Origin of the sequence: Burkholderia sp. AU45251 (assembly GCF_030482905.1) — a bacterium.
Lineage (GTDB): Bacteria > Pseudomonadota > Gammaproteobacteria > Burkholderiales > Burkholderiaceae > Burkholderia > Burkholderia aenigmatica.
Genome location: NZ_JAUJQH010000020.1, coordinates 66,659 through 87,973, shown reverse-complemented (window position 1 = coordinate 87,973; position 21,315 = coordinate 66,659). Strand labels below are relative to the sequence as shown.

The following is a 21,315-nucleotide window of genomic DNA, read 5'->3' as shown; positions in this document are numbered from 1 at the left end:
TGCGGGGGCCGGACGTGATCGGCAATGCGTGGCGCGTCAGACCGCCTGGATATTCGCTGCCTGCTTGCCTTTCGGCCCGACTTTCACGTCGAACGAAACACGCTGGTTTTCCTTCAGCGTCTTGAAGCCGTCCATCTTGATTTCGGAAAAGTGCGCAAACAAATCTTCACCACCATTGTCCGACGTAATAAAGCCGAAACCTTTAGCATCGTTAAACCATTTCACGATACCGGTATCCATGTCTTCGTTCCCCACTCGATTAGATCAAAAAAGCTATTTTTATAGCCGTTTCCCGAAATCCCGAAACATTGCGCCAGCACCCGCACCAGCACGCCGCCCGAGGACGGAGTGCTGACTTTATAAATTGGACAATCCGGGTGCGTCAAGAAAATTTTTGACGAACGTTTTATCAAAAAAGCGCTAATACCATTGGAATCGGTACACCATCGCCTTTGATTAATTGATTCGCATCAAAAACCTGTCAACATTACCGGGACCGGAGCATCAATAATCTCGACCACGAAATTTCTACCGGGGACAAATCGGCTCGGTAAAATCCTCGGGTTTTTTCCGGGTTGCGGAAATGCGGGGACATTGCGATGCTCACTTAACGTCGGAAGGAAGGAGAAGGTCATGTGGCTGGACGGAATCAAGCGCTTCGCGAGCCGGCTTGGACGCGTACGTCGCAAGTCCCGCGCCCTGGCCGAGTCTGCGCGCGAAGCGCCATGTGACACCGAATTCGATACGACCTGGCACGGCGATCACTGGCAGAACCTGCTCGCATCGCCACTCGATGCCCGTCACTACGTGATGGAAGACTGGACCTACACACCGCCCCCCAACGAAGCCAAGGAAGCCGCACCTGCGGCCAAGCGCAAGCGGCGCTCATACGCGCAATAGCACGCGGCGTGACGGGGCAAAAAAAAGCGCGACTGGGAAGTCGCGCCGACAAAGGTTTGGAGATCTTTTCCGTCAACGAAAAAGTCTGCTTCGGAAAGCAGAGATCGCAGTATAGCGAGAGAACAACCTTTCATTATTCATGCTCCACACAAACCTCTATTGCCGATGTGTCAATAATCGCGCTATGACCGCCCTCGCCTGCTGCTGACTACCTGTCGCGATCGCGCAACGCCCGTTCCGTAGTCCTAATCGCCATTTTTCTTCGCTGCAGCGCCGCAAACCCTTGATGGTCAATCGTTTGTGCTGCCTCGACAATCTTTGCGGATTCCAAAATATATTATTGCTTAAAGCGTGATCGTCCCCCGCTCCACGCACTCCGTACACTGCAGATGGCTTATTGATAAGCGCACCGCCGCTCTGCCGGACCGGCCGCAGCGTCAAGCAAAACATGCCAGTCCGCAGCAGGTTCGATCGACATCATCCTGTTTGGAGACAGATCCATGAAAAAAACCCTGATCGTCACCGCGTTGTCGGGTGTCTTCGTTACAGCAGCCCATGCTCAGAGCAGCGTGACGCTCTATGGCCTGATCGACGCAGGCATCACCTATACCAACAACCAGGGTGGCCACAGCTCATGGTCGGAACGCAGCGGCCAAATCAACGGCAGCCGCTGGGGCCTGCGCGGCACGGAAGATCTCGGTGGCGGCCTGAAAGCAATCTTCGTGTTGGAAAACGGCTTCAACATCGCCAACGGCACGCTCGGCCAGAATGGCCGTGAATTCGGCCGCCAGGCGTTCGTCGGCTTGTCTCATGACCAGTTTGGCGCCGTCACTCTCGGTCGCCAATACGACAGCGTCGTCGACTACATCGGGCCGCTGTCGCTGACCGGTACGCAATTCGGCGGCACCCAGTTTGCCCACCCGTTCGATAACGACAACCTGAACAATTCGTTCCGGATCAATAACGCCGTCAAGTATACGAGCATCAATTACGGCGGCCTGAAGTTCGGCGCGTTATACGGCTTCTCGAACAGCAACCAGTTCTCGAACAATCGCGCGTACAGCGCGGGCGTGTCGTACACCTACGCCGGCTTCAATATCGGCGCTGGCTACCTGCAGTTGAACAATGACATCACGGGCCTCACGTCGGCCACGGTCACCAACAGCGGCGGCGCGGTAGCAGGCGACAACACGTTCGTCGGCAAGCGTCAGCGCGTGTTCGGCGGCGGCCTGAACTACACATTCGGCCCGGCAACGGCCGGCTTCGTATTCACGCAATCGCGTGTGAACCGGGCGCTCGGCATCTCCGCGGGTGCCTCGGGCGTGTCGAACGGCCTGGGTCTCGACGGCACGTTTGCCCGCTTCAACAACTACGAAGTGAACGCTCGCTACGCGCTCACGCCGGCCTTGTCGCTGGCGGGGTCGTACACATACACCGCCGGCTTCCTGGACGGCCGTCATCCGGGCTGGAATCAGTTCAACCTGCAGACTGACTATGCACTGTCCAAGCGGACCGACGTGTACGTGCAAGGCGTGTATCAGCGCGTCAGCACGGACGGCCTGGGCATCGGCGCCTATGTCAACGGCCTCGGTGGTGCTTCGTCGAGCAACAAGCAGATCGCGGTCACGGCCGGCCTGCGCCATCGCTTCTGAGCGACCCGCACATCCGCCGCACGCCGGATGACGAAGCGCCCCATCGGGGCGCTTTTTCTTTTCCGGGCTGATCCCGAGCGTCGCTCAGGCGTTGCCCGGTGCCGGGTAACGGACGTCGAGCACGTCGATCTGCTGCGGGCCGGCCGGCGTCATCAGCGTGACGGTATCGCCGATTTTCGCCTTGATCAGCGCACGCGCGACCGGCGAGATCCAGCTGACGCACCCGTGATCGAGATCGACCTCGTCGATCCCGACGATCGTGATCGTGTGATCCTCGCCGTCCGGCGTCTCGTAGTCGACCGTTGCGCCGAAAAACACCTGGTCGACGTTCTCCTGCCGGCTCGCATCGACGACTTCGGCAAGATCGAGCCGTTTCGTCAGGAAGCGAATGCGGCGATCGATCTCGCGGAGCCGCCGCTTGCCGTAGATGTAGTCGCCGTTCTCCGACCGGTCGCCGTTCGACGCGGCCCAGGACACGAGCCGCACGACCTCGGGACGCTCGACGTCGATCAGGTTCAGCAGTTCGTCCCTCAGCCGCTTGTGGCCGGCCGGCGTGATGTAGTTCTTCGCGCCCGCCGGAATCGCCGGCTGGGCCTGGTCGAGATCGTCGTCGTCACCGTCCGACTCTTTGACAAACGCCTTGTTCATGATGCGGGTTCAACATGGATGACTGATGCTCCAAGGGTACACGAAGGGCGCCCCGGCAAGGTCTTGCAGAACAATTCGCGAATAAGGCTTCCCTTTTTATACAACCCTGCTATAATTTCGCTTCTGCGTGCGGCTGTAGCTCAGTTGGATAGAGTACTTGGCTACGAACCAAGGGGTCGTGGGTTCGAATCCTGCCAGCCGCGCCACTTTTTTCGAGGGCCTTCTGATCCGAAGGCCCTTTCAGTTCGAAGCAGTAGAAGTTTTGTTTTGCGTGCGGCTGTAGCTCAGTTGGATAGAGTACTTGGCTACGAACCAAGGGGTCGTGGGTTCGAATCCTGCCAGCCGCGCCACCTTTTTGGGGGCCTTCCCACCGTAGAAGGCTCCGACAGTTGAAGTAGTACCGCTTTGCGTGCGGCTGTAGCTCAGTTGGATAGAGTACTTGGCTACGAACCAAGGGGTCGTGGGTTCGAATCCTGCCAGCCGCGCCACCTTAAAAGGGCTTTCCTCCGGGAAAGCCCTTTTTCTTTTCTGCATCCCCTTCTCCCTCCATGAGCGGCACGACACCGCCCATCCGATCGGCGTCTGAAAGATGCCATCAGTCAGGCTCGCGCCATCACACCGCAAGGCACCAATGAAAACGGCGACCCATGGCCGCCGTCGCATCGCTCGTCACGCAGGACGCGTCAGTAATCCTGCCGCTCGCGCTCGATGCGCATACCGCCGTCGTGACGCGCATGCGCGCCGTCGTCGGTCGAACGCTCGCGCATGATCCGCATCACGTCCGGATTGGTGCGCACGCGCCGCATCACGTTCGCGAGGTGCACGCGGTCGCTGACCTGAATCACGAAGCGCAGCACCGTCGATTCGTGTGTCAGATCCTCGTCCATCGCGATATGCACGATGTTCGCATCGGCCGACGTGATGTCCGCCGCCACGCGCGCAAAGATGCCCTTCGCGTTCTTCACGAGCGCCTTCACCGCGACGTCGAACAGGCGGCCCGGCTGCGGCGCCCATTCGACGTCGATCCAGCGGCCCGGATCGCGGCGATGAATCCGCTGCGCCACGCGGCAATCGGTCGTATGAATCGCCATCCCCAGGCCGATGCCGATGTAGCCCATGATCGCGTCGCCCGGAATCGGCCGGCAGCACGCGGACAACTGCACCGACATCCCTTCGGTGCCGGTAATCACGACCGGCGGCGCATGGTGCGCGGGATGGCGCTCGGACTTCGGCAGATCGTCGTCCGCATCGCGGCCGCTCATCAGCACCTCGATGCGCTTGGCCATCACCGCGGCCACGCGACGGCCGAGGCCGATGTCCGCGAAGATTTCCTGACGGCTCTTGTTGCCCGTCCACTGTACGAGCTTCTCCCACACTTCCGGCGTGACGTCGGCGAGCGCGAGACCGTAGCCCTTCAAACTCTGGTCGACGAGACGCTCGCCGAGCTGCACCGACTCGTTCAGGCGCATCGTCTTCAGATAGTGACGGATCGCCGAACGCGCCTTGCCCGTGCGCACGAACCCGAGCCACGCGGGGTTCGGTTTCGAGTACGGCGCGGTGATCACCTCGACGATATCGCCGCTCTTCAGCTCGGTGCGCAGCGGCAGCAGCTCGTTGTTGATCTTCACGGCCACGCACTGGTTGCCGAGATCGCTGTGGATCGAGTACGCGAAATCGAGTGCCGTCGCGCCGCGCGGCAGCGCCATGATCTTCGACTTCGGTGTGAACACGTAGACCGCATCCGGGAACAGGTCGATCTTCACGTGCTCGAGGAATTCGCTCGAATCGCCGGCTTCGCTCTGGATGTCGAGCAGCGACTTCAGCCACTGGTGCGCGCGCTTCTGCACGTCGCTGAGATCCGCGCTGCCGTTCTTGTACAACCAGTGCGCGGCCACGCCCGCCTCGGCGATCTCGTGCATCTTGCGCGTGCGCACCTGGAACTCGATCGGCGCGCCGAACGGGCCGACCAGCGTGGTGTGCAGCGACTGGTAGCCGTTGATCTTCGGGATCGCGATGTAGTCCTTGAACTTGCCAGGGACGGGCTTGTACAGCGCGTGCAGCGCGCCGATGCACGTGTAGCAGTCGAGCGGGCTGTCGACGACGACGCGAAAACCGTACACGTCGAGCACCTGCGAGAACGACAGCTGCTTGTCGCGCATCTTGCGGTAGACGCTGTAGATGGTCTTCTCGCGGCCGGTGATCTCGGCGTCGATCTTCGCGTCGGCCATCGCGCGCTGCGCGGCCTCGAGGATCTTGCTGATCACTTCGCGGCGGTTGCCGCGCGCGGCCTTCACGGCCTTCTCGAGCGTCGCGTAGCGATGCGGGTTGAAGTTCGCGAAGCTCATGTCCTGCAGCTCGCGATACGTATTGTTCAACCCGAGGCGGTGCGCGATCGGCGCGTAGATGTCGAGCGTTTCCCGCGCGACGCGGCGGCGCTTTTCCATCGGTACCGCGCCGAGCGTGCGCATGTTGTGCAGGCGGTCGGCGAGCTTGACGAGAATGACGCGCACATCACGTGCCATCGCGAGCAGCATCTTGCGGAAGTTTTCCGCCTGCGCTTCTTCGCGGCTGCGGAACTCCATCTTGTCGAGCTTCGACAGGCCGTCGACCAGTTCGGCGACCTTCGGGCCGAACCGTTCGGCCAGCTCGCTCTTGGTCACGCCCTGATCTTCCATCACGTCGTGCAGGAGCGCCGCCATGACAGCCTGCGCGTCGAGCTTCCAGCCGGCGCAGATTTCCGCGACGGCGACAGGATGGGTGATATAGGGTTCGCCGCTCTGGCGATATTGACCGAGGTGGGCTTCGTCGCTGAAGTGGAACGCCGCCTTGACCTCTTTGATTTCTTCCGGAGGAAGATACTCGGCAAGCGCAGCCGTCAGTTTCGCGATCGAAACGACGCCGTGCTTGCGAGGCTGCTCCGGTGTGGCGGTCGGCCCGAACAGATGCCGGAAGGACTGTTCGAGAACCGCGTCGATGTACTGGCGCGCAGGCGACTGGGCCGTGGCTTCGGTGGTCGAATCCGCGGAGGCGGACGATGGGGTGGTGCTCATATTCGCCTCCAGGTCGAGTCGTTGCGCGCGTGGATTACATGGCTGGAACGGGCCGGATGCGCGTTACACCGGCACCTTCTTCAGCATCTCGACGCCGACCTGGCCGGCAGCGATTTCGCGCAGCGCGACGACGGTCGGCTTGTCGCGGCTTTCGATCTTCGGCGTATGGCCTTGCGCGAGCTGCCGCGCGCGATAGGTGGCGGCGAGCGCCAGTTCGAAGCGGTTCGGGATTTGCTTCAGGCAGTCTTCGACGGTAATGCGAGCCATGTTGGTAATTCCTTCTGAATATAGTCCTTATTCTACCTTATGTCCCTCGTCCCCCGCGTCATTCCGCATGGGGCAGATGGATGCCGAGCTCGATGAACAGCTCCGTGTGTCGCGCGTACTGCGAAGCAAAGCGCAGGCGCGTGGCCGCAACGATGCATTCGAGCTCGGCAAGCGCACGCTCGAAATTCTCGTTGATCACCACGTATTCCGCTTCAGACGCGTGCGCGATCTCGCTGCCGGCAGCAAGCAGGCGGCGCGTGATCACGTTCGGTTCGTCCTGGCCGCGCTTCTTCAGACGCTCTTCGAGCGCGTCGAGCGACGGCGGCAGGATGAAGATGCCGACCGCGTTGCGGAACTGCTTCTTCACCTGCAGCGCGCCCTGCCAGTCGATCTCGAGCAGCACGTCGTGGCCGTTCTTCATCTGCTCTTCGATCCAGACGCGCGACGTGCCGTAGTAGTTGCCGTGCACTTCCGCGCTCTCGAGGAATTCGTGCGTCGCGTGACGCGCGCGGAAATCCTCGACCGTCGTGAAGTGATAGTGCCGGCCGTCCTGCTCGCCCGGGCGCGGCTTGCGCGTCGTGTACGAGATCGACAGGCAGATGTCGTTGTCCTTCGACAGCAGCGCATTCACGAGCGTCGACTTGCCGGCACCCGACGGCGCGACGACCATGAACAGGTTGCCGGGATAGACGCCGCCGTGCAGCGAATGCGACGCGTGGGCGTCGTGGGTGGACTGGGTCATGTCAGCCTCCGCCGGGCCGCCCCAAGGAGGCTGACCGCCCCCTCGGGGGGCAGTGAACGTAGTGAGCGTGGGGGTTGTTTCATCTTTTTACTCCAGGTTTTGCACTTGCTCACGCATCTGCTCGATCAACAGCTTGAGCGCCATCGACGCGTCGGCCAGTTCCTTCGCCGCCGCCTTCGAGCCGAGCGTGTTTGCTTCTCGATTCAGTTCCTGCATCATGAAGTCGAGACGCTTGCCGACACGGCCGCCCTTCTCGATCACATGGCGCGTTTCGTTCAGGTGCGCGGTGAGCCGCGACAGCTCTTCCGCGATGTCGATCCGGATCCCGTACATCGTCACTTCCTGACGAATGCGCTCCGCGGCTTCCTCGCGCGTGACGATCGTCGAGCTGCCTTCGGGCGCCGCGATGCCGAGCGCCTCCTGCAGCCGTTCGACGATCTTCTGCTGGTGCTTCGCGATCAGCTCCGGCACGAGCGGCGTGATGCGCGCGACGATCGCTTCCATCTCGGTGACGTTCGACAGCAGCATCGTCGCCAGTTGCGCGCCTTCGCGCGAACGCACGACGACGAGCTCGCCGATCGCTTCCTTGCCGCACGCGAGCACCGCCTCGCGGATCGCGTCCGCCGACACGCCGCTCTCGGCGATCACGCCGGGCCAGCGCAGGATCTCGCCCGCGCGCAGGCGGCCGACGCCCGGGAACGTGTCGAGCACCGAGCGCTCGAGCTCGGCGAGCTGGCCGAGCGCCGACTGGTTCAGCGCGCCCGCGCCGATGCTCTGCTCGCCGCGCTGCAGGTTGATGCGGATGTCGACCTTGCCGCGCGACAGCTTGTTCATCAGCATTTCGCGCAGCGCGGGTTCGCACGCGCGCACGTCGTCCGGCATCCGGAAATTGAGGTCGAGGAAGCGCGAGTTCACGGTGCGCAGTTCGACCGACACGCTGGTGCCGCCGTTGCCGGTGGCCGTCGCGAGTTCGCGCGTTGCGCTCGCGTAGCCCGTCATGCTGTAGATCATGGTTCGTCTCGCCGTCTGGGTGCCCTCGCGGGCGGGGATATGTCGAGGCGCCCGGCGCATCGGAAAGCGCGGGGCGGGAAGCGCGCATTATCCCATTTTTGCGGACCACCCCGCCGGGCAAGCCCGCCGTTCAGCGCTAAAATCGGGGTTTCCTCCCGTTCCGCGAATCCCACATGACGTCCTCCGTTTCCCGCCCGAGCGGCCGCCGCGCCGACGAACTGCGCAAGGTCGCCCTCACGCGCCACTACACGAAACATGCCGAAGGCTCGGTACTGGTCGAATTCGGCGACACCAAGGTGCTCTGCACCGCCAGCGTGTCCGAACGCGTGCCCGACTTCCTGCGCGACCGCGGGCAAGGCTGGCTGACCGCCGAGTACGGGATGCTGCCCCGCGCGACGCACACACGCAGCGACCGCGAAGCCGCGCGCGGCAAGCAGACCGGCCGCACGCAGGAAATTCAGCGCCTGATCGGCCGCGCGCTGCGCGCGGTGTTCGACCTCGAGGCGCTCGGCCCGCGTACGATCCACATCGACTGCGACGTGATCCAGGCCGACGGCGGCACGCGCACGGCCAGCATCACCGGCGCGTTCGTCGCCGCACACGACGCCGTGTCGAAGCTGCTCGCGGCCGGCAAGCTCACGCGCTCGCCGATCACCGACCACGTCGCCGCGATCTCGGTCGGCGTGTACGAAGGCGCGCCGGTGCTCGACCTCGATTACGCGGAAGATTCGCAGTGCGACACCGACATGAACGTCGTGATGACGGGCGCCGGCGGCTTCGTCGAAGTCCAGGGCACGGCCGAAGGCGCGCCGTTCTCGCGCGCCGAGATGAACGCGCTGCTCGACCTCGCGCAAGGCGGGATCGCCGAGCTCGTGCAGCTCCAGAAAGACGTGCTGGGCGCCTGACATGCCGGACGATCACACCATCGCGCCGCTGTCGCGCATCGTTCTCGCGTCGAACAACGCCGGCAAGCTGCGCGAATTCACCGCGCTGTTCTCGACGGTCGGCATCGAGATCGTCCCGCAGGGCGACCTTGCGGTGCCCGAGGCGGAAGAGCCGTTCGGCACCTTCATCGAGAATGCGCTGACGAAAGCGCGCCACGCATCGCGGCTCACCGGGCTGCCGGCGATCGCCGACGATTCGGGCCTGTGCGTGCGCGTGCTGCGCGGTGCGCCGGGCGTCTATTCGGCGCGCTACGCGCAGCGCGCGGGCCGCGACAAGGGTGACGCAGCGAACAACGCATATCTCGTCGAGCAGTTGCGAGGCGTCGACGACCGGCGCGCATACTACTGCTGCGTGCTCGCGCTCGTGCGCCATGCGGACGACCCCGAGCCGCTGTTCGCCGAAGGGCGCTGGGTGGGCGAGATCGTCGACACGCCGCGCGGCGAGCACGGATTCGGCTACGACCCGTATTTCTACCTGCCGTCGCTCCGCGCGACGGCTGCCGAACTCGAGCCGGCCGTAAAGAACACGCACAGCCATCGCGCGCTGGCGCTGAAGGCGCTGCTGGCGCGGCTCGCGGAGGAAGCATGAGCACGCCCGATACCCGTTCGCCCACGGAGGCAGCATGAGCCAGGCCGCGGAAACCGGCGCGCGCGTCGTCGCGACCTTCACGTCGCCTGGCCAGGTGCGGCTCACGTCGTTGCCGCCGCTCGCGCTGTACGTGCATTTCCCGTGGTGCGTGCGCAAGTGCCCGTACTGCGATTTCAACTCGCACGAGTGGAAAGGCGAACGGTTTCCGGAAACCGAGTATCTCGATGCGCTGCGCGCCGATCTCGAGCAGGCGCTGCCGCTCGTGTGGGGCCGGCAGGTGCATACGGTGTTCATCGGCGGCGGCACGCCGAGCCTGCTGTCGGCAGCCGGCCTCGACCGGATGCTGTCCGACGTGCGCGCGCTGCTGCCGCTCGACGCCGATGCCGAAATCACGCTCGAGGCGAATCCCGGCACGTTCGAGGCCGCGAAGTTCGCGCAGTTCCGCGCGAGCGGCGTGAATCGCCTGTCGGTCGGCATCCAGAGCTTCAACGAAACGCACCTGAAGGCGCTCGGCCGGATTCACGACACCACGCAGGCACGCGCCGCTGTCGAGATCGCCGCGAAGAACTTCGACAACTTCAACCTCGACCTGATGTTCGCGCTGCCGAACCAGACGCTCGACGAATGCCGTACCGACATCGAGACTGCGCTGTCGTACGCGCCGCCGCATCTGTCGCTGTATCACCTGACGCTCGAGCCGAATACGCTGTTCGCGAAGTTCCCGCCGGTCGTGCCCGACGACGACGCATCGGCCGACATGCAGGAATGGATCCACGCGCGCACGGCCGAGGCCGGTTACGGGCGCTACGAAGTGTCCGCGTATGCGAAGCCGAATCATCAGTGCAAGCACAACCTGAACTACTGGCGCTTCGGCGACTATCTCGGGATCGGTGCGGGCGCACACACGAAGCTGTCGTTCCCGAACCGGATCCTGCGGCAGGCACGCTACAAGCATCCGGCCACGTTCATCGAGCAGGCGATGGCCGGCACGGCCGTGCAGGAAGAGCGCGAAGTCGGTGCGCGCGACTTGCCGTTCGAGTTCATGCTGAACACGCTGCGGCTCGTCGAGGGCTTCCCCGTGCACAGCTTCGCCGAACGCACGGGCCTGCCGATGAGCACGATCGAGCCGGCACTGCAGGAAGCGGAACGGCGCGGGCTGATCGCGCGCGATTTCGCGCAGATCGCGCCGACGCCGCTCGGCCAGCGTTTCCTCAACGACCTGCAGGAATTGTTCCTGCGCGACGATTGAAGGAATGAACCTGGCGGCATTTCGGTTACAATGCCGCCTCGTGTGGAAGCGTGGCCGAGCGGTTTAAGGCACCGGTCTTGAAAACCGGCGACGGGAAACTGTCCGTGAGTTCGAATCTCACCGCTTCCGCCAGAGCTTCAAAGAAAACGGGCCGCTCGGCCCGTTTTTTATTTCCGACGGCGATCAGGCGCTCGCGGACATCCGCCTGCGCTGCTCACCGCGCATCGTCGACACGCTTCGTGTGCGTGGTCACGCGCAATCGACGGTGCCGCTCACGACTCGGCACTGCCGGGCTGGGCCAGCAGCACCGCGCCGCACGTCGTCGTGTGCCCTTCCAGCGCAACCGGCGCACCGAAATCCAGACTGTTCGCACAACCCACCGCAATCTCGAAGACATGAGGTGCGCAAATCGGACAGGTCACCTTGTCGCCTTTGCGCGCGATCGGAATCGCCTCGCGCCCCCATGTCGAAGAAGGGCTGCCGGAAATCACCCGCCCGCCATGACTGGTCGTGTCGCCCATCACGATCTGCGCCTTCCCGCCTACTGTTGCTCGCATCACCGGCATCACCTCGTCACGCATGGGCGGACACGTCACTTCAACGCCAGGATGGGCGGATCCTGATAGGCCGTGTCGATCGTATAGCCCTGCCCCTTCAGGGCAGCCTCGGTAGCGATGCGCTTCGCGCGGTACTTCTGCAGTTCCGCGGGCAACAGCGTCTTCCAGTTGCGAATTTTTTCGGCGTTCCTGGGGAAATACCCCAGCCCGTAGAACGCATACTCGTTCCTGATGCGAGCCGTCAGAAGATAGGTCGTCTTCCCGACAAAGCCGCCCATGTTCTTCTCCGACAGCGAAATCTCCAGATAGGCGCCATCTGCATAAAACACCCATCTCGGCATTTCCTTCACGGCGGCCTTCCACTCCTCGATCGTCGGTGTGTAACCGGAATCGAGGGAATAAATCGAATACGTCTTCATGTAGTCCCACGCCTGCTTGCCGGTCAGGCGCGGATTGCTGACGTCGATGTACCGGACCCAGCCGTTCGCGCGCAGATCCTGAAACAGTTTCGTCATGCGCGCCAATGCGGCCTCGTGCGTGTCGGCCTGCTCGGGGCTGACGCCAAAATTGATATTCCACGTGTAGATGCCGCCCGGCAGATCCTTGTCCGCTGAACCCACCGCGGACAGCACGTTGTCCAGCACGAAGCCATGCGTCCCCTGCATGAACTTCACCGTGCCGAGTTTGCCGCGCATCCAGTCATGCTGATAAAAGCTCGTACCTGACGGATGATTGTCGACGGACGCGCCCGGACCGTTGAGATCGGAGTCCTTGGGATCGCCGAGCCGGATCACGGTAAGTGGTGAATTCATGCCGTTGCGGTTGTCGAGGGTTGAGCGGGCATTCCCGTCGTGCGATGCGAGTACGACGCCAAGCAGAAGCGCCCCGAGGATCAGTACAAAGCAATGAGTCTTTTTCATCAGGTATCGGGTCTGTCGCCCCAGCTTTTGATCGTTCCGAGATAATCGAGCATGACTTGCTTCCTGGGCCCCTGCATCAACCCGTCGTACTTCGTTGCTGCCGTCTGGATCCAGTCCATGCGCTTCTGATAGTCCTCCAGCACCAGGCGGCCCGGCGCGTCCGACCTGAATTCGATGCTGTCCGTCTTGTCATCGGACGTGAGCGCGAGTTGAAGGCTGGGAACCAGCGCGCGAATGACCGGTGCCAGCGCAATCTCGGAACCGTCCGACAGGCCGTGCTGCATCGACTGGACCGAGTTGTTGATCGCCGTATCGTCCGAAGACGCCAGTTGCCGCGCTGCACGCCAAGCCATCGCTTGAACTTCTTGTTTTCGTAGATCAGCCCCCTTGAAGCGCCCGCACGATATCCTGCGCACTCGTTCCATTCCCTTTATTGCTTCTTTTGCCGTCGTTTTTTCACCAGAGAGTGGCTGGCGCTCTCAGGCCGCGATTCTATAGTCAACTCGTCGACCACTCTCGTGGCCGTGCCCTCACTTCCGGACGCGCCTCGCCGGATGCCGTTACAATCCGGCGCTCCGATTCGCGAAACGGGAAACCCACGTCATGAAGCCCTTCATCGTCTCGTCGCTCGCCGCGCTGCTGGTTGCCGTCAGCACGCAGGCGACGGCCGACACCGCCTCCGGCAGCGACGCGCAAGCGTCGTGCGCGATCGCCTACGTGACCGGCGTCGGCGGCTCGCCGCGCGGCCTGAGCGAATACCTCGCGAGCCCGTCGCCGTACAACTACCTGAAGGACAACGACCTCCAGTGCAAGGTGGGAGACGACGGACGCACGTCGAACTGCACCGGCGTGACCTACCTCCGGAACGAACAGGTCAGCGTGTACGACGATTCCGATCCGGCGACGCTGACCGTCGTGGCACGCGTGGAACTCGACCACGGCCAGAAATATCCGGTGATCATCGTCGTGCAGCGCAAGGACGCCCGCTGCAAACAATGATGCAGCGCCGCACGCGACGCCGTCCGTCGAAACGGCACATGCGTTCGCGCCGGGCCTCGTGCGCCCACTGAGCCGCGGGCACGGGCAGCCGCCCGTCGTCACGTGGCACCGCGCCGGCAGCCTCCCGGCCGGCCGCTCGATCACCTAGAATTCGATCAACACGGCGACAGTCCGCCGCCGCGTACTCGATACCGCGCGCGCCACCCCTGCGTGCGGTACACGGAGATCGCCATGACCGAACTGTCGATACCGACGGAACCCGTCGATTACGAAGGCTTCGAGATCCATGTCGTGCCGGCCGCCGTGCCCGGCAGCGACACGCGCTACACCTACACCGGCTACGTTTGCCATCCGGGCGCGAATCCTGCGTTGCCCGGCCACGCGGTGCCGTTCCACGCGGACGGCGAGGAAAGCTTCGCGAGCCTCGACGAAGCCGTCCACGAGGCCGTGCACATCGGCAAGAGCATCATCGACGGCACGCACCCCGACCTGTCGATCCTGTCACTCGTCACGCACGGCTTCTGAAGCGGACGGCACGCGTCGCTGAAGATTGCGCGGGCGTCGGCAGCGGTGCTGCCTGCGGCGATCGCTGCGCCCTGCCGGATCATCGCGCAATGTGTGCGTGCCACTCGCGCGCCGTGCCTTTCTTTCAACCTTGCAACACGCACGCCGGGATGCACACGTGCGGCAGCCGCGCGGGTGCGCTGTCACATGTCACGTCACATCGCGATGCACGGGCGCCCGCTCGCTCGTCATCAGCGATCGCATCATCCGGCATCGCCCGTTATGCGTTTCTCCCGATATCGGCTCGCGTCCGTGCGCCTATCATTTTTTTATAGTCACTTCTGGCTAGCCCCCCATGCGCCTCCTTCCCCGTCCGCGCGTCGACCGGCTGCGTGCAGTTGCGCTGGCCGTCGTCGCGATGCTCGCGGCGTGCACGATCACGCCGCCTCCGTCGCTGCACTCCATCCTGACGATTCCGTCGATCACTCGCAGCGGCAGCCTCGACCAGTACCGAGTCGAAGTCGCGCAGCGTGTCGCCGAACGCAACCCGTCCGGCATGCTGCACGGCACGCCGCAGGCGATGCTCCGCTCACTCGTCGTCGTGGCCTTCACCGTCGATGGCAGCGGCCGGCTCGTCAACGCGTCCGTCTATCGCAGCAACGGCGACAGCGAGGCGGAAGCGCTCGCGCTCGCGTCGCTGCGCCGCTCGGCACCGCTGCCGCCGCCACCGTCGCGGCTGCTCGACGGCAATGGCCGGCTCGAATTGATGGAAGGCTGGCTCTTCAACGACGACGGCCACTTCCAGTTGCAAAGCACCGCGTCGGCGCAGGCGCAATCGATCGACTGATCGGCCGCCGCCCCGCGATTGCCGGTGCGCGGCGGCGCTGGCTATAATTTTCCGCAATCGCGCGGCCATCACGCCGTGCGCGCGTTCGCGCGCCCCACCCGGCATGCGAGCCGACCACGCCGGCACCGGGCGGCGGCGACATACCCGTCTCCATCGTCGACCGGCGGGTGACGTCCGCGCCACGGCGCGCGTCCACGCCGCCACCGCATCATCCGCTCGGCTGCCGCCGGCAGGCGTCCGCCTGCCCGACCGCATGCTCAGCCGACCGCCCCAACGACAAAACGGAGACATCCATGTCCGCATCCCCCCCGACCGTTGCACACGCAACCGGTTCGGCCGGCGCCGTCAGCCACCGGCGCATCGTGTTCGCGAGCTTCATCGGCACCGCGATCGAGTTCTACGATTTCTACGTGTACGCAACGGCCGCCGCGCTCGTCATCGGCCCCGTCTTCTTCCCGCACGGCTCCGCAACCGCACAGGCGCTGTCCGCGTTCGTGACGTTCGGCATCGCGTTCATCGCACGCCCGATCGGCTCGTTCCTGTTCGGGCACTTCGGCGACCGCATCGGCCGCAAGTCGACGCTCGTCGCGTCGCTGCTCGTGATGGGTGTGTCGACCACAGCCATCGGCTTCGTGCCGGGCTACGACTCAATCGGCGCGCTCGCGCCGGTGCTGCTGTGCGTGCTGCGCTTCGGCCAGGGGATCGGCCTCGGCGGCGAATGGGGCGGCGCCGCGCTGCTCGCGACCGAGCACGCGCCGCAGGGCAAGCGCGGCTGGTTCGGGATGTTCCCTCAGCTCGGGCCGTCGGTCGGCTTCCTGATGTCGAACGGCCTGTTCTTCGCGCTCGCGCTATCGCTGTCGGACGAGCAGTTCCGCAGCTGGGGCTGGCGCATCCCGTTCCTGGTCAGCGCGGTGCTCGTCGCGCTCGGTCTGTACGTGCGGCTCAAGATCACCGAAACGCCCGCGTTCCAGGCTGCGCTCGATCGCAACGAGCGCGTGCGCGTGCCGGTCGCGACACTGATCACGCAACACTGGCAGCCGACGCTGCTCGGCGCGCTCGCGATGGTCGTCTGCTACACGCTGTTCTACATCTCGACGGTGTTCTCGCTGTCGTACGGCGTGTCGGCGCTGCATATTCCGCGCCAGAGTTTCCTCGGCCTGCTGTGCTTCGCGGTCGTGTTCATGGGGCTCGCGACACCGCTGTCCGCGTGGGCATCCGACCGCTTCGGCCGCAAGCCGGTGCTCGTCGTGGGCGCGATCGCCGCGCTGCTGTCGGGTTTCGCGATGGAGCCGCTGCTCGGCAGCGGCTCGATGCCGCTCGTCGCGCTGTTCCTGACGATCGAGCTGTTCCTGATGGGCGTGACGTTCGCGCCGATGGGTGCGCTGTTGCCGGAACTGTTCCCGACCAACGTCCGCTATACGGGCGCGGGCGTCGCGTACAACCTCGGCGGGATTCTCGGCGCGTCGATCGCGCCGTACATCGCGCAACTGCTGGCGGCGCGCGGCGGGCTGTCGTGGGTCGGCGGTTATGTGTCGGTTGCGGCGGCAATCAGCCTGATCGGCGTGCTGCTGATGCGCGAAACGCGCGACGCATCGCTCGTCTGAGACTCCGGGGCGACCCGGGTTGTGCGGTGACCGGCGCTGCCTATACTCGATCCTGGGTGCGCCGCTGCGCGCCCCCGGGATCCCGCCCCGAAGGAGCCGCCGCCATGAACATTCGCCTCGGTAATGCCGATCTCGTCCTGATCCTCGCGCTCGCGCTGGGTGGCGCGCTGCTGCTCGCGCTGCGCTTCCGGCCGAAGACGTGGCGCGGCCTCGTGTTCGAGGCACTGCTCGCGAATCTGGCGGCCATCGCCGCCGTGCTCACCATCGAAGCGATCCTGGCGTAAGCCCGCCGGCAACCGTCAGGCGGCGGCGTGCACCGGCAACACGTCGCAGACCGGCGCCACGGCATCGATGGCAGCGAGTGCATCGGCCAGGCTCGGCGGCGCGCCGGCGGCGCCGATCGACAGCGAATGCGGCGCGCCGCCGATACCGAAGTGGGCACGCGACGTGGCCACGAACATCATCACCGTCGGGCGCTGCAGCGCGTGCGCCAGGTGCACCAGCCCCGTGTCGACCCCGACGACCAGCGCAGCCCGGCTGATCGTCGCGGCGAGTTCGCCCAGCGACATGGCCGGCAGCACGACCGCACCAGGCGCGCGCGCGGCGATGTCCTGCGCATCGCCATGCTCGGCGGGCGAGCCCCACGGCAGCAGCACGCGCAAGCCACGCGCCATCATTCGGGTCGCGAGTTCGGCCCAATGATCGGCCGGCCATTTCTTGTCGGCATTCGACGTGGCGTGGAACAACAGTACGAACGGCGCGCCTTCCGTAACGATCGGCGGCAACGATACGTCTGGCGCAACGATCCCGTACGACGCAATGCCTTCGGGCGTGTAGCCAAGCGCCTCGCCGGCGCTGACGCGCATGCCGTGCCACGCGTCGCAGGCCGGCTTCGGGCCGAAGCGATGCGAATACGCAAAGCGTGCACCTGTTTCGCCGAGATCCGGCGTACGGTAACCGACTCGACGCCGGGCACGTGCCAGCGCCGCAATGATCGCGCTCTTGTAGACGCCGTGCAGGTCGATCACCGCATCGTAGCGATGCCGGCGCAACGCGCCGATCGACGCCGAGATCGCCTTCAGGTCGCCGGTATTTCTCATCTTCTTGAAACGGCGCAGCGGCGCGCACAGCACGGCGCTGACGCCCGGATGCCAGCGCACGATCTCGGCACACGACTCGTCCACCGCCCAGTCGACCTCGACGCCCGGAAAGGCACGGTGGAGATCCGCAACGACGGGTAGCGTCTGGATGACATCGCCGAGCGACGTCACTTTCACGATCAGAATGCGTTTCACGTTTGCGGGGGAGTACATGGAGCGGTGCATTTCGGCATGCTAATAAGATCGGGGACGCTTGAGAATTACGGCTGAATTACATTTGTAACAAAGCGTTTGGATATGTCGAGAATTGTAGAGCTTATTGTCGCCCGGGTTCTTTTTTTATAATCGTGTCTTTGCCTTCCGGCCCGCGCCAATGCCACGCCCTGCCCTTCCCGCCCTGTTTCCCGCCCTCACCCGACGCTCGGTGAGAATCTGGCGCCAGTACGGCGTTTTCTGGCTCGGCGCGATCGTCGTCGGTCTCGCGGCCGTGCTTTACGCGCGCCTGATCGACTGGGGCTACGAGACCTTCCGCACGATGCGCGATCACGCCGCGTGGCTGCCGCTGCTGCTGACGCCAGCCATCGCCGCGTTGTCGGTATGGATCACGCGCCGCTTCTTCCGCGGCGCCGAGGGCAGCGGCATCCCGCAGGTGATCGCGACGCTGCACGCGCGCCCGAGCGCGTTCGGCTCCCGGCTGCTGACGCTGCGCATCCTGTTCGGCAAGGTGCTGGTCTCGTTCCTCGGCATTCTGGGCGGCTTCACGATCGGCCGCGAAGGGCCGACCGTGCAGGTCGGCGCAGCGCTGATGTTCAACCTGCGGCGCTTCTATCCGCGCTCGAACGCGCAGATCGAACGCCAGCTGGTACTGGCCGGCGCGGCGGCCGGGCTGTCGGCCGCGTTCAATACGCCGCTCGCCGGGATCGTGTTCGCGATCGAGGAGCTGACGCGCAGTTTCTCCGCGCGCGCCAGCGGCGTGCTGATCACCGCAATCATCCTCGCCGGCGTCGTCGCACTCGGCCTGAACGGCAACTACACGTATTTCGGCACGATCGATGCCGGCCCCCATTTCCCGAAACTGCTGGCGCTCGCCGTGCTGGTCACCGCGATCGTGACGGGGATCGCAGGCGGCCTGTTCTGCTGGCTGCTGCTCAACACGGGACGCTGGCTGCCCGCGCAGCTGCTGGGCCTGTATCGCGAGCGGCCGATCACGTTCGCCGCGCTGTGCGGCTTCGCGATCGCTGTCGTCGGCCTCGTATCGGGCGGCACGACCTTCGGCAGCGGCTATGCCGAAGCGCGCGGCCTGCTCGACGGCAGCCAGCATCTGTCGGTGTTCTACCCGTTCCTGAAGATGATATCGATGGTCGCGTCGTACCTGCCGGGCATCCCGGGCGGGATCTTCGCGCCGTCGCTGTCGATCGGCGCCGGGTTCGGCAACCTGCTGCACGTCGTGTTCAGCAACATGAGCCTGCCGATGCTGATCGCGCTCGCGATGGTCGGCTACATGGCGGCCGTCACGCAGTCGCCGATCACGTCGTTCGTGATCGTGATGGAGATGATCAACGGTCATGCACTCGTGATTTCGCTGATGGCCACTGCGTTGGTGTCGAGCCGCGTATCGCGCTTTTTCGCGCCGCCGCTCTACGAAACGCTCGCCCAGCGCTATCTCGCGCCGCCCGTCGCGGCCGCGGAACCGGCTGCGGCAGCCGCTGCCACCGCCGCGAGCGCGACGGTGGCAACCGGCGTCACCGAGCCGCAGGACGCGACCGCCGCGCCCGCCGATCCGCTCGACACGCTGCGCGACGAAGGCGGCGACGAGCCGTCCGCCGCCGCGCCGGCCGAACGTGCAGCACATGCGCCGGCGCCGCACGAAGACGAGGCGGCTGCGGCCGGGACGAACGGCCCGGCGCAGCCCGGCCCGCGCGACGCTCAGTAGATCACGACGGGTGCCGGCCGGTAGTACACGGGCCGTGCCGGCACGACGATGCATCCGGCCAGCGTGATCGCGACGAGCGCGATGGCGATTGCGGTTCGTTTCATCGCTCGCCTCCATCATGCCCAGTGACCACGGGTCCAGAACCAGTTCGGACCGCGCTGGTCCCAATGGCCCGGCACCCATTGCATGCCGACGCGCTCGGCTTCCCAGTGGCCGCCGATCCACACGTAGCGGCCATGATCCCAGTGCCAGTGCCCGCGATCCCATACGTAGCCCACGCGCGTGGCCGGCACGACCTCGTAGCGCACCGGCGGCGGCGCATTCGGCGCGACCACGACGATTTCCTCGGTGCGCACGGCGACTGGCTCGGCGACGACCACGCGGCCCTGCGGCGCGATCACGGGCGTGCCGACGAGAATCTCGTCCGCACGTGCGGCAAGCGGCGCGACGACGGCTGACAGGCTCGCGGCAAGCAGTGCGAGCGAAACGATACGACGTTGAACGATAGAGACAGCCATCACAACCTCCGGGTTGAACAAGTTACGCGAGCGTATTCGTTCAATGCGGGAGGCGCGGTTACGGCCGACAGACGCCTTGTTACGGCGTGCCCGAAAGTGCAACAGGGCGTAAGACGCGCACGGCGGCGAGTGCCGCCGCGCGGAGGGATACCGGCAAGCGTCAGGCTTGCGGGATCTCGATCTTCACTTCGAGGACTTCGAGATCGTCCTGGCGCTCGAGGCTCACGCGGATGTCATCGTTCGAAATATGGACGTACTTCGAGATGACCGCGACCAGCTCCTTCTGCAGCGCCGGCAGGTAATCGGCCGGCGGCCGGCCGCCGACGCGCTCGTGCGCGATGATGAGCTGCAGGCGCTCCTTCGCGACCGATGCGGACTTCTTCTTCTCGCCGAGGAGAAACGAAAGGATGGACATGGTCGGCCTCCGTTACTTGCTGCCGAAGAGGCGCTGCAGCAGGCCCGGCTTCTGGTAGTCGGTGAAACGCAGCGGCTTGTCTTCGCCGAGGAAGCGCGCGACGACGTCCTTGTACGCTTCCGCCACGTCGGTGCCATCGATATGCACGGCCGGCAGACCCTGGTTCGATGCATGCAGCACGGCTTCCGACTCGGGCACCACGCCGATCAGCTTGATGCGCAGGATCTCGCTGATGTCCTCGAGCGACAGCATCTCGCCTTCGCTGACGCGCTTCGGGCTGTAACGCGTGATCAGCAGGTGTTCCTTGATCGGATCCTTGCCTTCGGTCGCGCGCTTCGTCTTCGACGACAGGATGCCGAGAATGCGGTCCGAGTCGCGCACCGACGACACTTCCGGGTTCGTGACGATCAACGCTTCGTCCGCGAAGTACATCGCGTGCAGCGCGCCTGCCTCGATACCGGCCGGCGAATCGCAGACGATGTAGTCGAAGTCCATCGCGACAAGGTCGTTCAGCACCTTCTCGACGCCGTCACGCGTCAGCGCATCCTTGTCGCGGGTTTGCGACGCCGGCAGGATGAACAGGTTCTCGCACTTCTTGTCCTTGATCAGCGCCTGGTTCAGGTTCGCTTCGCCCTGGATCACGTTCACGAGGTCGTACACGACACGGCGCTCGCAGCCCATGATGAGATCGAGGTTGCGCAGGCCGACGTCGAAGTCGATCACGGCCGTCTTGTGGCCGCGCAGCGCGAGACCGGACGCAAAGCTCGCGCTCGTCGTCGTCTTGCCCACGCCGCCCTTGCCCGAGGTCACCACGATGATTTTTGCCATTTACCCAATACCCTGTGTTCGTCAATGAGAGCCGATCG

General features: G+C 64.7%; 24 protein-coding genes and 4 tRNA genes. 15 read left to right on the top strand and 13 right to left on the bottom strand.

Translation table 11 applies throughout. The annotated features are described in order from the left end of the window. Positions 1–36: 36 nt before the first annotated feature. Complete coding sequence (locus QZM67_RS29600) at positions 37–240, bottom strand: cold-shock protein (protein WP_011351289.1); 204 nt, start codon at positions 238–240, stop codon at positions 37–39. Between the two features lie 393 nt (positions 241–633). Between QZM67_RS29600 and QZM67_RS29595 the strand changes: the two genes are divergently transcribed. Beyond that, positions 634–900, top strand: a complete 267-nt coding sequence (locus tag QZM67_RS29595; RefSeq protein ID WP_043181783.1) for a hypothetical protein — start codon at positions 634–636, stop codon at positions 898–900. Between the two features lie 500 nt (positions 901–1,400). Then, complete coding sequence (locus QZM67_RS29590; RefSeq protein ID WP_301808785.1) at positions 1,401–2,552, top strand: porin; 1,152 nt, start codon at positions 1,401–1,403, stop codon at positions 2,550–2,552. An 84-nt stretch (positions 2,553–2,636) separates the two neighbouring features. Here the strand turns inward: QZM67_RS29590 and greB are convergent, their stop codons facing one another. Then, entirely contained in the window at positions 2,637–3,200 is a 564-nt protein-coding gene (greB, locus tag QZM67_RS29585; protein WP_301808784.1) for a transcription elongation factor GreB, read from the bottom strand. Between the two features lie 129 nt (positions 3,201–3,329). Between greB and QZM67_RS29580 the strand changes: the two genes are divergently transcribed. The 3 genes from QZM67_RS29580 (at position 3,330) to QZM67_RS29570 (ending at position 3,688) form a co-directional block, all read left to right on the top strand. Next, a tRNA-Arg gene (locus QZM67_RS29580) sits at positions 3,330–3,406 on the top strand. Positions 3,407–3,473: 67 nt separating this feature from the next. After that, positions 3,474–3,550, top strand: a tRNA-Arg gene (locus tag QZM67_RS29575). Positions 3,551–3,611: 61 nt separating this feature from the next. Further along, a tRNA-Arg gene (locus QZM67_RS29570) sits at positions 3,612–3,688 on the top strand. Between the two features lie 195 nt (positions 3,689–3,883). On the opposite strand, the gene QZM67_RS29565 is transcribed toward QZM67_RS29570, so the two are convergent. From QZM67_RS29565 to QZM67_RS29550, 4 genes are all read right to left on the bottom strand, one after another. Beyond that, a complete protein-coding gene (locus tag QZM67_RS29565) occupies positions 3,884–6,250 on the bottom strand; it encodes a bifunctional (p)ppGpp synthetase/guanosine-3',5'-bis(diphosphate) 3'-pyrophosphohydrolase (RefSeq protein ID WP_301808782.1) in 2,367 nt (788 codons plus the stop codon). A 63-nt stretch (positions 6,251–6,313) separates the two neighbouring features. Further along, a complete protein-coding gene (gene rpoZ / locus QZM67_RS29560) occupies positions 6,314–6,517 on the bottom strand; it encodes a DNA-directed RNA polymerase subunit omega (protein ID WP_006025620.1) in 204 nt (67 codons plus the stop codon). 58 nt (positions 6,518–6,575) lie between these two features. Next, positions 6,576–7,259 carry a guanylate kinase gene (gene gmk / locus QZM67_RS29555; RefSeq protein WP_175025598.1) on the bottom strand — a complete coding sequence of 228 codons (684 nt, stop codon included), beginning with the start codon at positions 7,257–7,259 and terminating at the stop codon, positions 6,576–6,578. 87 nt (positions 7,260–7,346) lie between these two features. Continuing rightward, a complete protein-coding gene (locus QZM67_RS29550; RefSeq protein WP_043181767.1) occupies positions 7,347–8,270 on the bottom strand; it encodes a YicC/YloC family endoribonuclease in 924 nt (307 codons plus the stop codon). A 173-nt stretch (positions 8,271–8,443) separates the two neighbouring features. Here QZM67_RS29550 and rph point away from each other — a divergent pair, with 173 nt between their 5' ends. The 4 genes from rph to QZM67_RS29530 all read left to right on the top strand — a co-directional run bounded on the left by rph (position 8,444) and on the right by QZM67_RS29530 (position 11,184). Continuing rightward, positions 8,444–9,175, top strand: coding sequence for a ribonuclease PH (gene rph, locus QZM67_RS29545; protein WP_043181765.1), 732 nt, complete (start codon positions 8,444–8,446; stop codon positions 9,173–9,175). Position 9,176: 1 nt separating this feature from the next. Continuing rightward, complete coding sequence (gene rdgB, locus QZM67_RS29540; RefSeq protein WP_301808779.1) at positions 9,177–9,803, top strand: RdgB/HAM1 family non-canonical purine NTP pyrophosphatase; 627 nt, start codon at positions 9,177–9,179, stop codon at positions 9,801–9,803. Positions 9,804–9,837: 34 nt separating this feature from the next. Beyond that, entirely contained in the window at positions 9,838–11,052 is a 1,215-nt protein-coding gene (gene hemW, locus QZM67_RS29535; RefSeq protein WP_043181762.1) for a radical SAM family heme chaperone HemW, read from the top strand. Between the two features lie 44 nt (positions 11,053–11,096). Next, a tRNA-Ser gene (locus tag QZM67_RS29530) sits at positions 11,097–11,184 on the top strand. Positions 11,185–11,324: 140 nt separating this feature from the next. Here the strand turns inward: QZM67_RS29530 and QZM67_RS29525 are convergent. The 3 genes from QZM67_RS29525 to QZM67_RS29515 are packed head-to-tail and all read right to left on the bottom strand — an operon-like array spanning position 11,325 to position 12,954. Beyond that, positions 11,325–11,633 (bottom strand): PAAR domain-containing protein, encoded by a 309-nt coding sequence (locus tag QZM67_RS29525; RefSeq protein WP_301808776.1) that lies wholly within the window; start codon positions 11,631–11,633, stop codon positions 11,325–11,327. A gap of 11 nt (positions 11,634–11,644) precedes the next feature. Continuing rightward, entirely contained in the window at positions 11,645–12,529 is an 885-nt protein-coding gene (locus QZM67_RS29520) for a hypothetical protein (protein WP_301808775.1), read from the bottom strand. Continuing rightward, the gene (locus QZM67_RS29515; RefSeq protein WP_301808773.1) at positions 12,529–12,954 is read right to left on the bottom strand and encodes a hypothetical protein; all 426 of its coding nucleotides are present in this window, start codon (positions 12,952–12,954) and stop codon (positions 12,529–12,531) included. The genes QZM67_RS29520 and QZM67_RS29515 overlap by 1 nt, the downstream gene beginning before the upstream one ends. Before the next feature lie 178 nt (positions 12,955–13,132). On the opposite strand from QZM67_RS29515, the gene QZM67_RS29510 reads away from it, so the two are divergent. The 5 genes from QZM67_RS29510 to QZM67_RS29490 all read left to right on the top strand — a co-directional run bounded on the left by QZM67_RS29510 (position 13,133) and on the right by QZM67_RS29490 (position 16,767). Continuing rightward, positions 13,133–13,528 (top strand): hypothetical protein, encoded by a 396-nt coding sequence (locus QZM67_RS29510; RefSeq protein ID WP_043181759.1) that lies wholly within the window; start codon positions 13,133–13,135, stop codon positions 13,526–13,528. A gap of 231 nt (positions 13,529–13,759) precedes the next feature. Next, a complete protein-coding gene (locus tag QZM67_RS29505; RefSeq protein ID WP_089450101.1) occupies positions 13,760–14,053 on the top strand; it encodes a hypothetical protein in 294 nt (97 codons plus the stop codon). 334 nt (positions 14,054–14,387) lie between these two features. Next, positions 14,388–14,879 (top strand): energy transducer TonB, encoded by a 492-nt coding sequence (locus QZM67_RS29500; protein WP_175025603.1) that lies wholly within the window; start codon positions 14,388–14,390, stop codon positions 14,877–14,879. A 293-nt stretch (positions 14,880–15,172) separates the two neighbouring features. Beyond that, positions 15,173–16,483, top strand: coding sequence for an MFS transporter (locus QZM67_RS29495; protein ID WP_089450099.1), 1,311 nt, complete (start codon positions 15,173–15,175; stop codon positions 16,481–16,483). 104 nt (positions 16,484–16,587) lie between these two features. Continuing rightward, positions 16,588–16,767 carry a hypothetical protein gene (locus QZM67_RS29490; RefSeq protein WP_043181750.1) on the top strand — a complete coding sequence of 60 codons (180 nt, stop codon included), beginning with the start codon at positions 16,588–16,590 and terminating at the stop codon, positions 16,765–16,767. A 15-nt stretch (positions 16,768–16,782) separates the two neighbouring features. Here QZM67_RS29490 and waaC read toward each other — a convergent pair whose 3' ends face one another. Further along, positions 16,783–17,778 (bottom strand): lipopolysaccharide heptosyltransferase I, encoded by a 996-nt coding sequence (gene waaC, locus QZM67_RS29485; RefSeq protein WP_301808835.1) that lies wholly within the window; start codon positions 17,776–17,778, stop codon positions 16,783–16,785. A gap of 178 nt (positions 17,779–17,956) precedes the next feature. On the opposite strand from waaC, the gene QZM67_RS29480 reads away from it, so the two are divergent. Continuing rightward, entirely contained in the window at positions 17,957–19,516 is a 1,560-nt protein-coding gene (locus QZM67_RS29480; RefSeq protein WP_301808767.1) for a chloride channel protein, read from the top strand. A gap of 116 nt (positions 19,517–19,632) precedes the next feature. Here the strand turns inward: QZM67_RS29480 and QZM67_RS29475 are convergent, their stop codons facing one another. From QZM67_RS29475 to minD, 3 genes are all read right to left on the bottom strand, one after another. After that, the gene (locus QZM67_RS29475) at positions 19,633–20,034 is read right to left on the bottom strand and encodes a YXWGXW repeat-containing protein (RefSeq protein ID WP_089450097.1); all 402 of its coding nucleotides are present in this window, start codon (positions 20,032–20,034) and stop codon (positions 19,633–19,635) included. A 160-nt stretch (positions 20,035–20,194) separates the two neighbouring features. Further along, positions 20,195–20,449 (bottom strand): cell division topological specificity factor MinE, encoded by a 255-nt coding sequence (gene minE / locus QZM67_RS29470; protein ID WP_006486661.1) that lies wholly within the window; start codon positions 20,447–20,449, stop codon positions 20,195–20,197. 12 nt (positions 20,450–20,461) lie between these two features. Next, on the bottom strand, positions 20,462–21,277 hold the full coding sequence (minD, locus tag QZM67_RS29465; protein WP_043181745.1) for a septum site-determining protein MinD: 816 nt from the start codon (positions 21,275–21,277) through the stop codon (positions 20,462–20,464). Between the last annotated feature and the right edge of the window lie 38 nt (positions 21,278–21,315).

Bases quoted from the DNA above. Each gene is read 5' to 3' on its own strand.
- QZM67_RS29565 (WP_301808782.1), bottom strand. From the start codon at position 6,250: ATGAGCACCACCCCATCGTCCGCCTCCGCGGATTCGACCACCGAAGCC.
- gmk (WP_175025598.1), bottom strand. From the start codon at position 7,259: ATGACCCAGTCCACCCACGACGCCCACGCGTCGCATTCGCTGCACGGC.
- minD (WP_043181745.1), bottom strand. From the start codon at position 21,277: ATGGCAAAAATCATCGTGGTGACCTCGGGCAAGGGCGGCGTGGGCAAG.
- rph (WP_043181765.1), top strand. From the start codon at position 8,444: ATGACGTCCTCCGTTTCCCGCCCGAGCGGCCGCCGCGCCGACGAACTG.
- QZM67_RS29600 (WP_011351289.1), bottom strand. From the start codon at position 240: ATGGATACCGGTATCGTGAAATGGTTTAACGATGCTAAAGGTTTCGGC.
- hemW (WP_043181762.1), top strand. From the start codon at position 9,838: ATGAGCCAGGCCGCGGAAACCGGCGCGCGCGTCGTCGCGACCTTCACG.
- QZM67_RS29490 (WP_043181750.1), top strand. From the start codon at position 16,588: ATGAACATTCGCCTCGGTAATGCCGATCTCGTCCTGATCCTCGCGCTC.
- rpoZ (WP_006025620.1), bottom strand. From the start codon at position 6,517: ATGGCTCGCATTACCGTCGAAGACTGCCTGAAGCAAATCCCGAACCGC.
- QZM67_RS29520 (WP_301808775.1), bottom strand. From the start codon at position 12,529: ATGAAAAAGACTCATTGCTTTGTACTGATCCTCGGGGCGCTTCTGCTT.
- QZM67_RS29505 (WP_089450101.1), top strand. From the start codon at position 13,760: ATGACCGAACTGTCGATACCGACGGAACCCGTCGATTACGAAGGCTTC.
- QZM67_RS29590 (WP_301808785.1), top strand. From the start codon at position 1,401: ATGAAAAAAACCCTGATCGTCACCGCGTTGTCGGGTGTCTTCGTTACA.
- QZM67_RS29510 (WP_043181759.1), top strand. From the start codon at position 13,133: ATGAAGCCCTTCATCGTCTCGTCGCTCGCCGCGCTGCTGGTTGCCGTC.
- QZM67_RS29595 (WP_043181783.1), top strand. From the start codon at position 634: ATGTGGCTGGACGGAATCAAGCGCTTCGCGAGCCGGCTTGGACGCGTA.
- QZM67_RS29475 (WP_089450097.1), bottom strand. From the start codon at position 20,034: ATGGCTGTCTCTATCGTTCAACGTCGTATCGTTTCGCTCGCACTGCTT.
- QZM67_RS29495 (WP_089450099.1), top strand. From the start codon at position 15,173: ATGTCCGCATCCCCCCCGACCGTTGCACACGCAACCGGTTCGGCCGGC.
- QZM67_RS29500 (WP_175025603.1), top strand. From the start codon at position 14,388: ATGCGCCTCCTTCCCCGTCCGCGCGTCGACCGGCTGCGTGCAGTTGCG.
- greB (WP_301808784.1), bottom strand. From the start codon at position 3,200: ATGAACAAGGCGTTTGTCAAAGAGTCGGACGGTGACGACGACGATCTC.
- rdgB (WP_301808779.1), top strand. From the start codon at position 9,177: ATGCCGGACGATCACACCATCGCGCCGCTGTCGCGCATCGTTCTCGCG.
- QZM67_RS29515 (WP_301808773.1), bottom strand. From the start codon at position 12,954: ATGGAACGAGTGCGCAGGATATCGTGCGGGCGCTTCAAGGGGGCTGAT.
- QZM67_RS29550 (WP_043181767.1), bottom strand. From the start codon at position 8,270: ATGATCTACAGCATGACGGGCTACGCGAGCGCAACGCGCGAACTCGCG.
- QZM67_RS29480 (WP_301808767.1), top strand. From the start codon at position 17,957: ATGCCACGCCCTGCCCTTCCCGCCCTGTTTCCCGCCCTCACCCGACGC.
- minE (WP_006486661.1), bottom strand. From the start codon at position 20,449: ATGTCCATCCTTTCGTTTCTCCTCGGCGAGAAGAAGAAGTCCGCATCG.
- QZM67_RS29525 (WP_301808776.1), bottom strand. From the start codon at position 11,633: ATGCGTGACGAGGTGATGCCGGTGATGCGAGCAACAGTAGGCGGGAAG.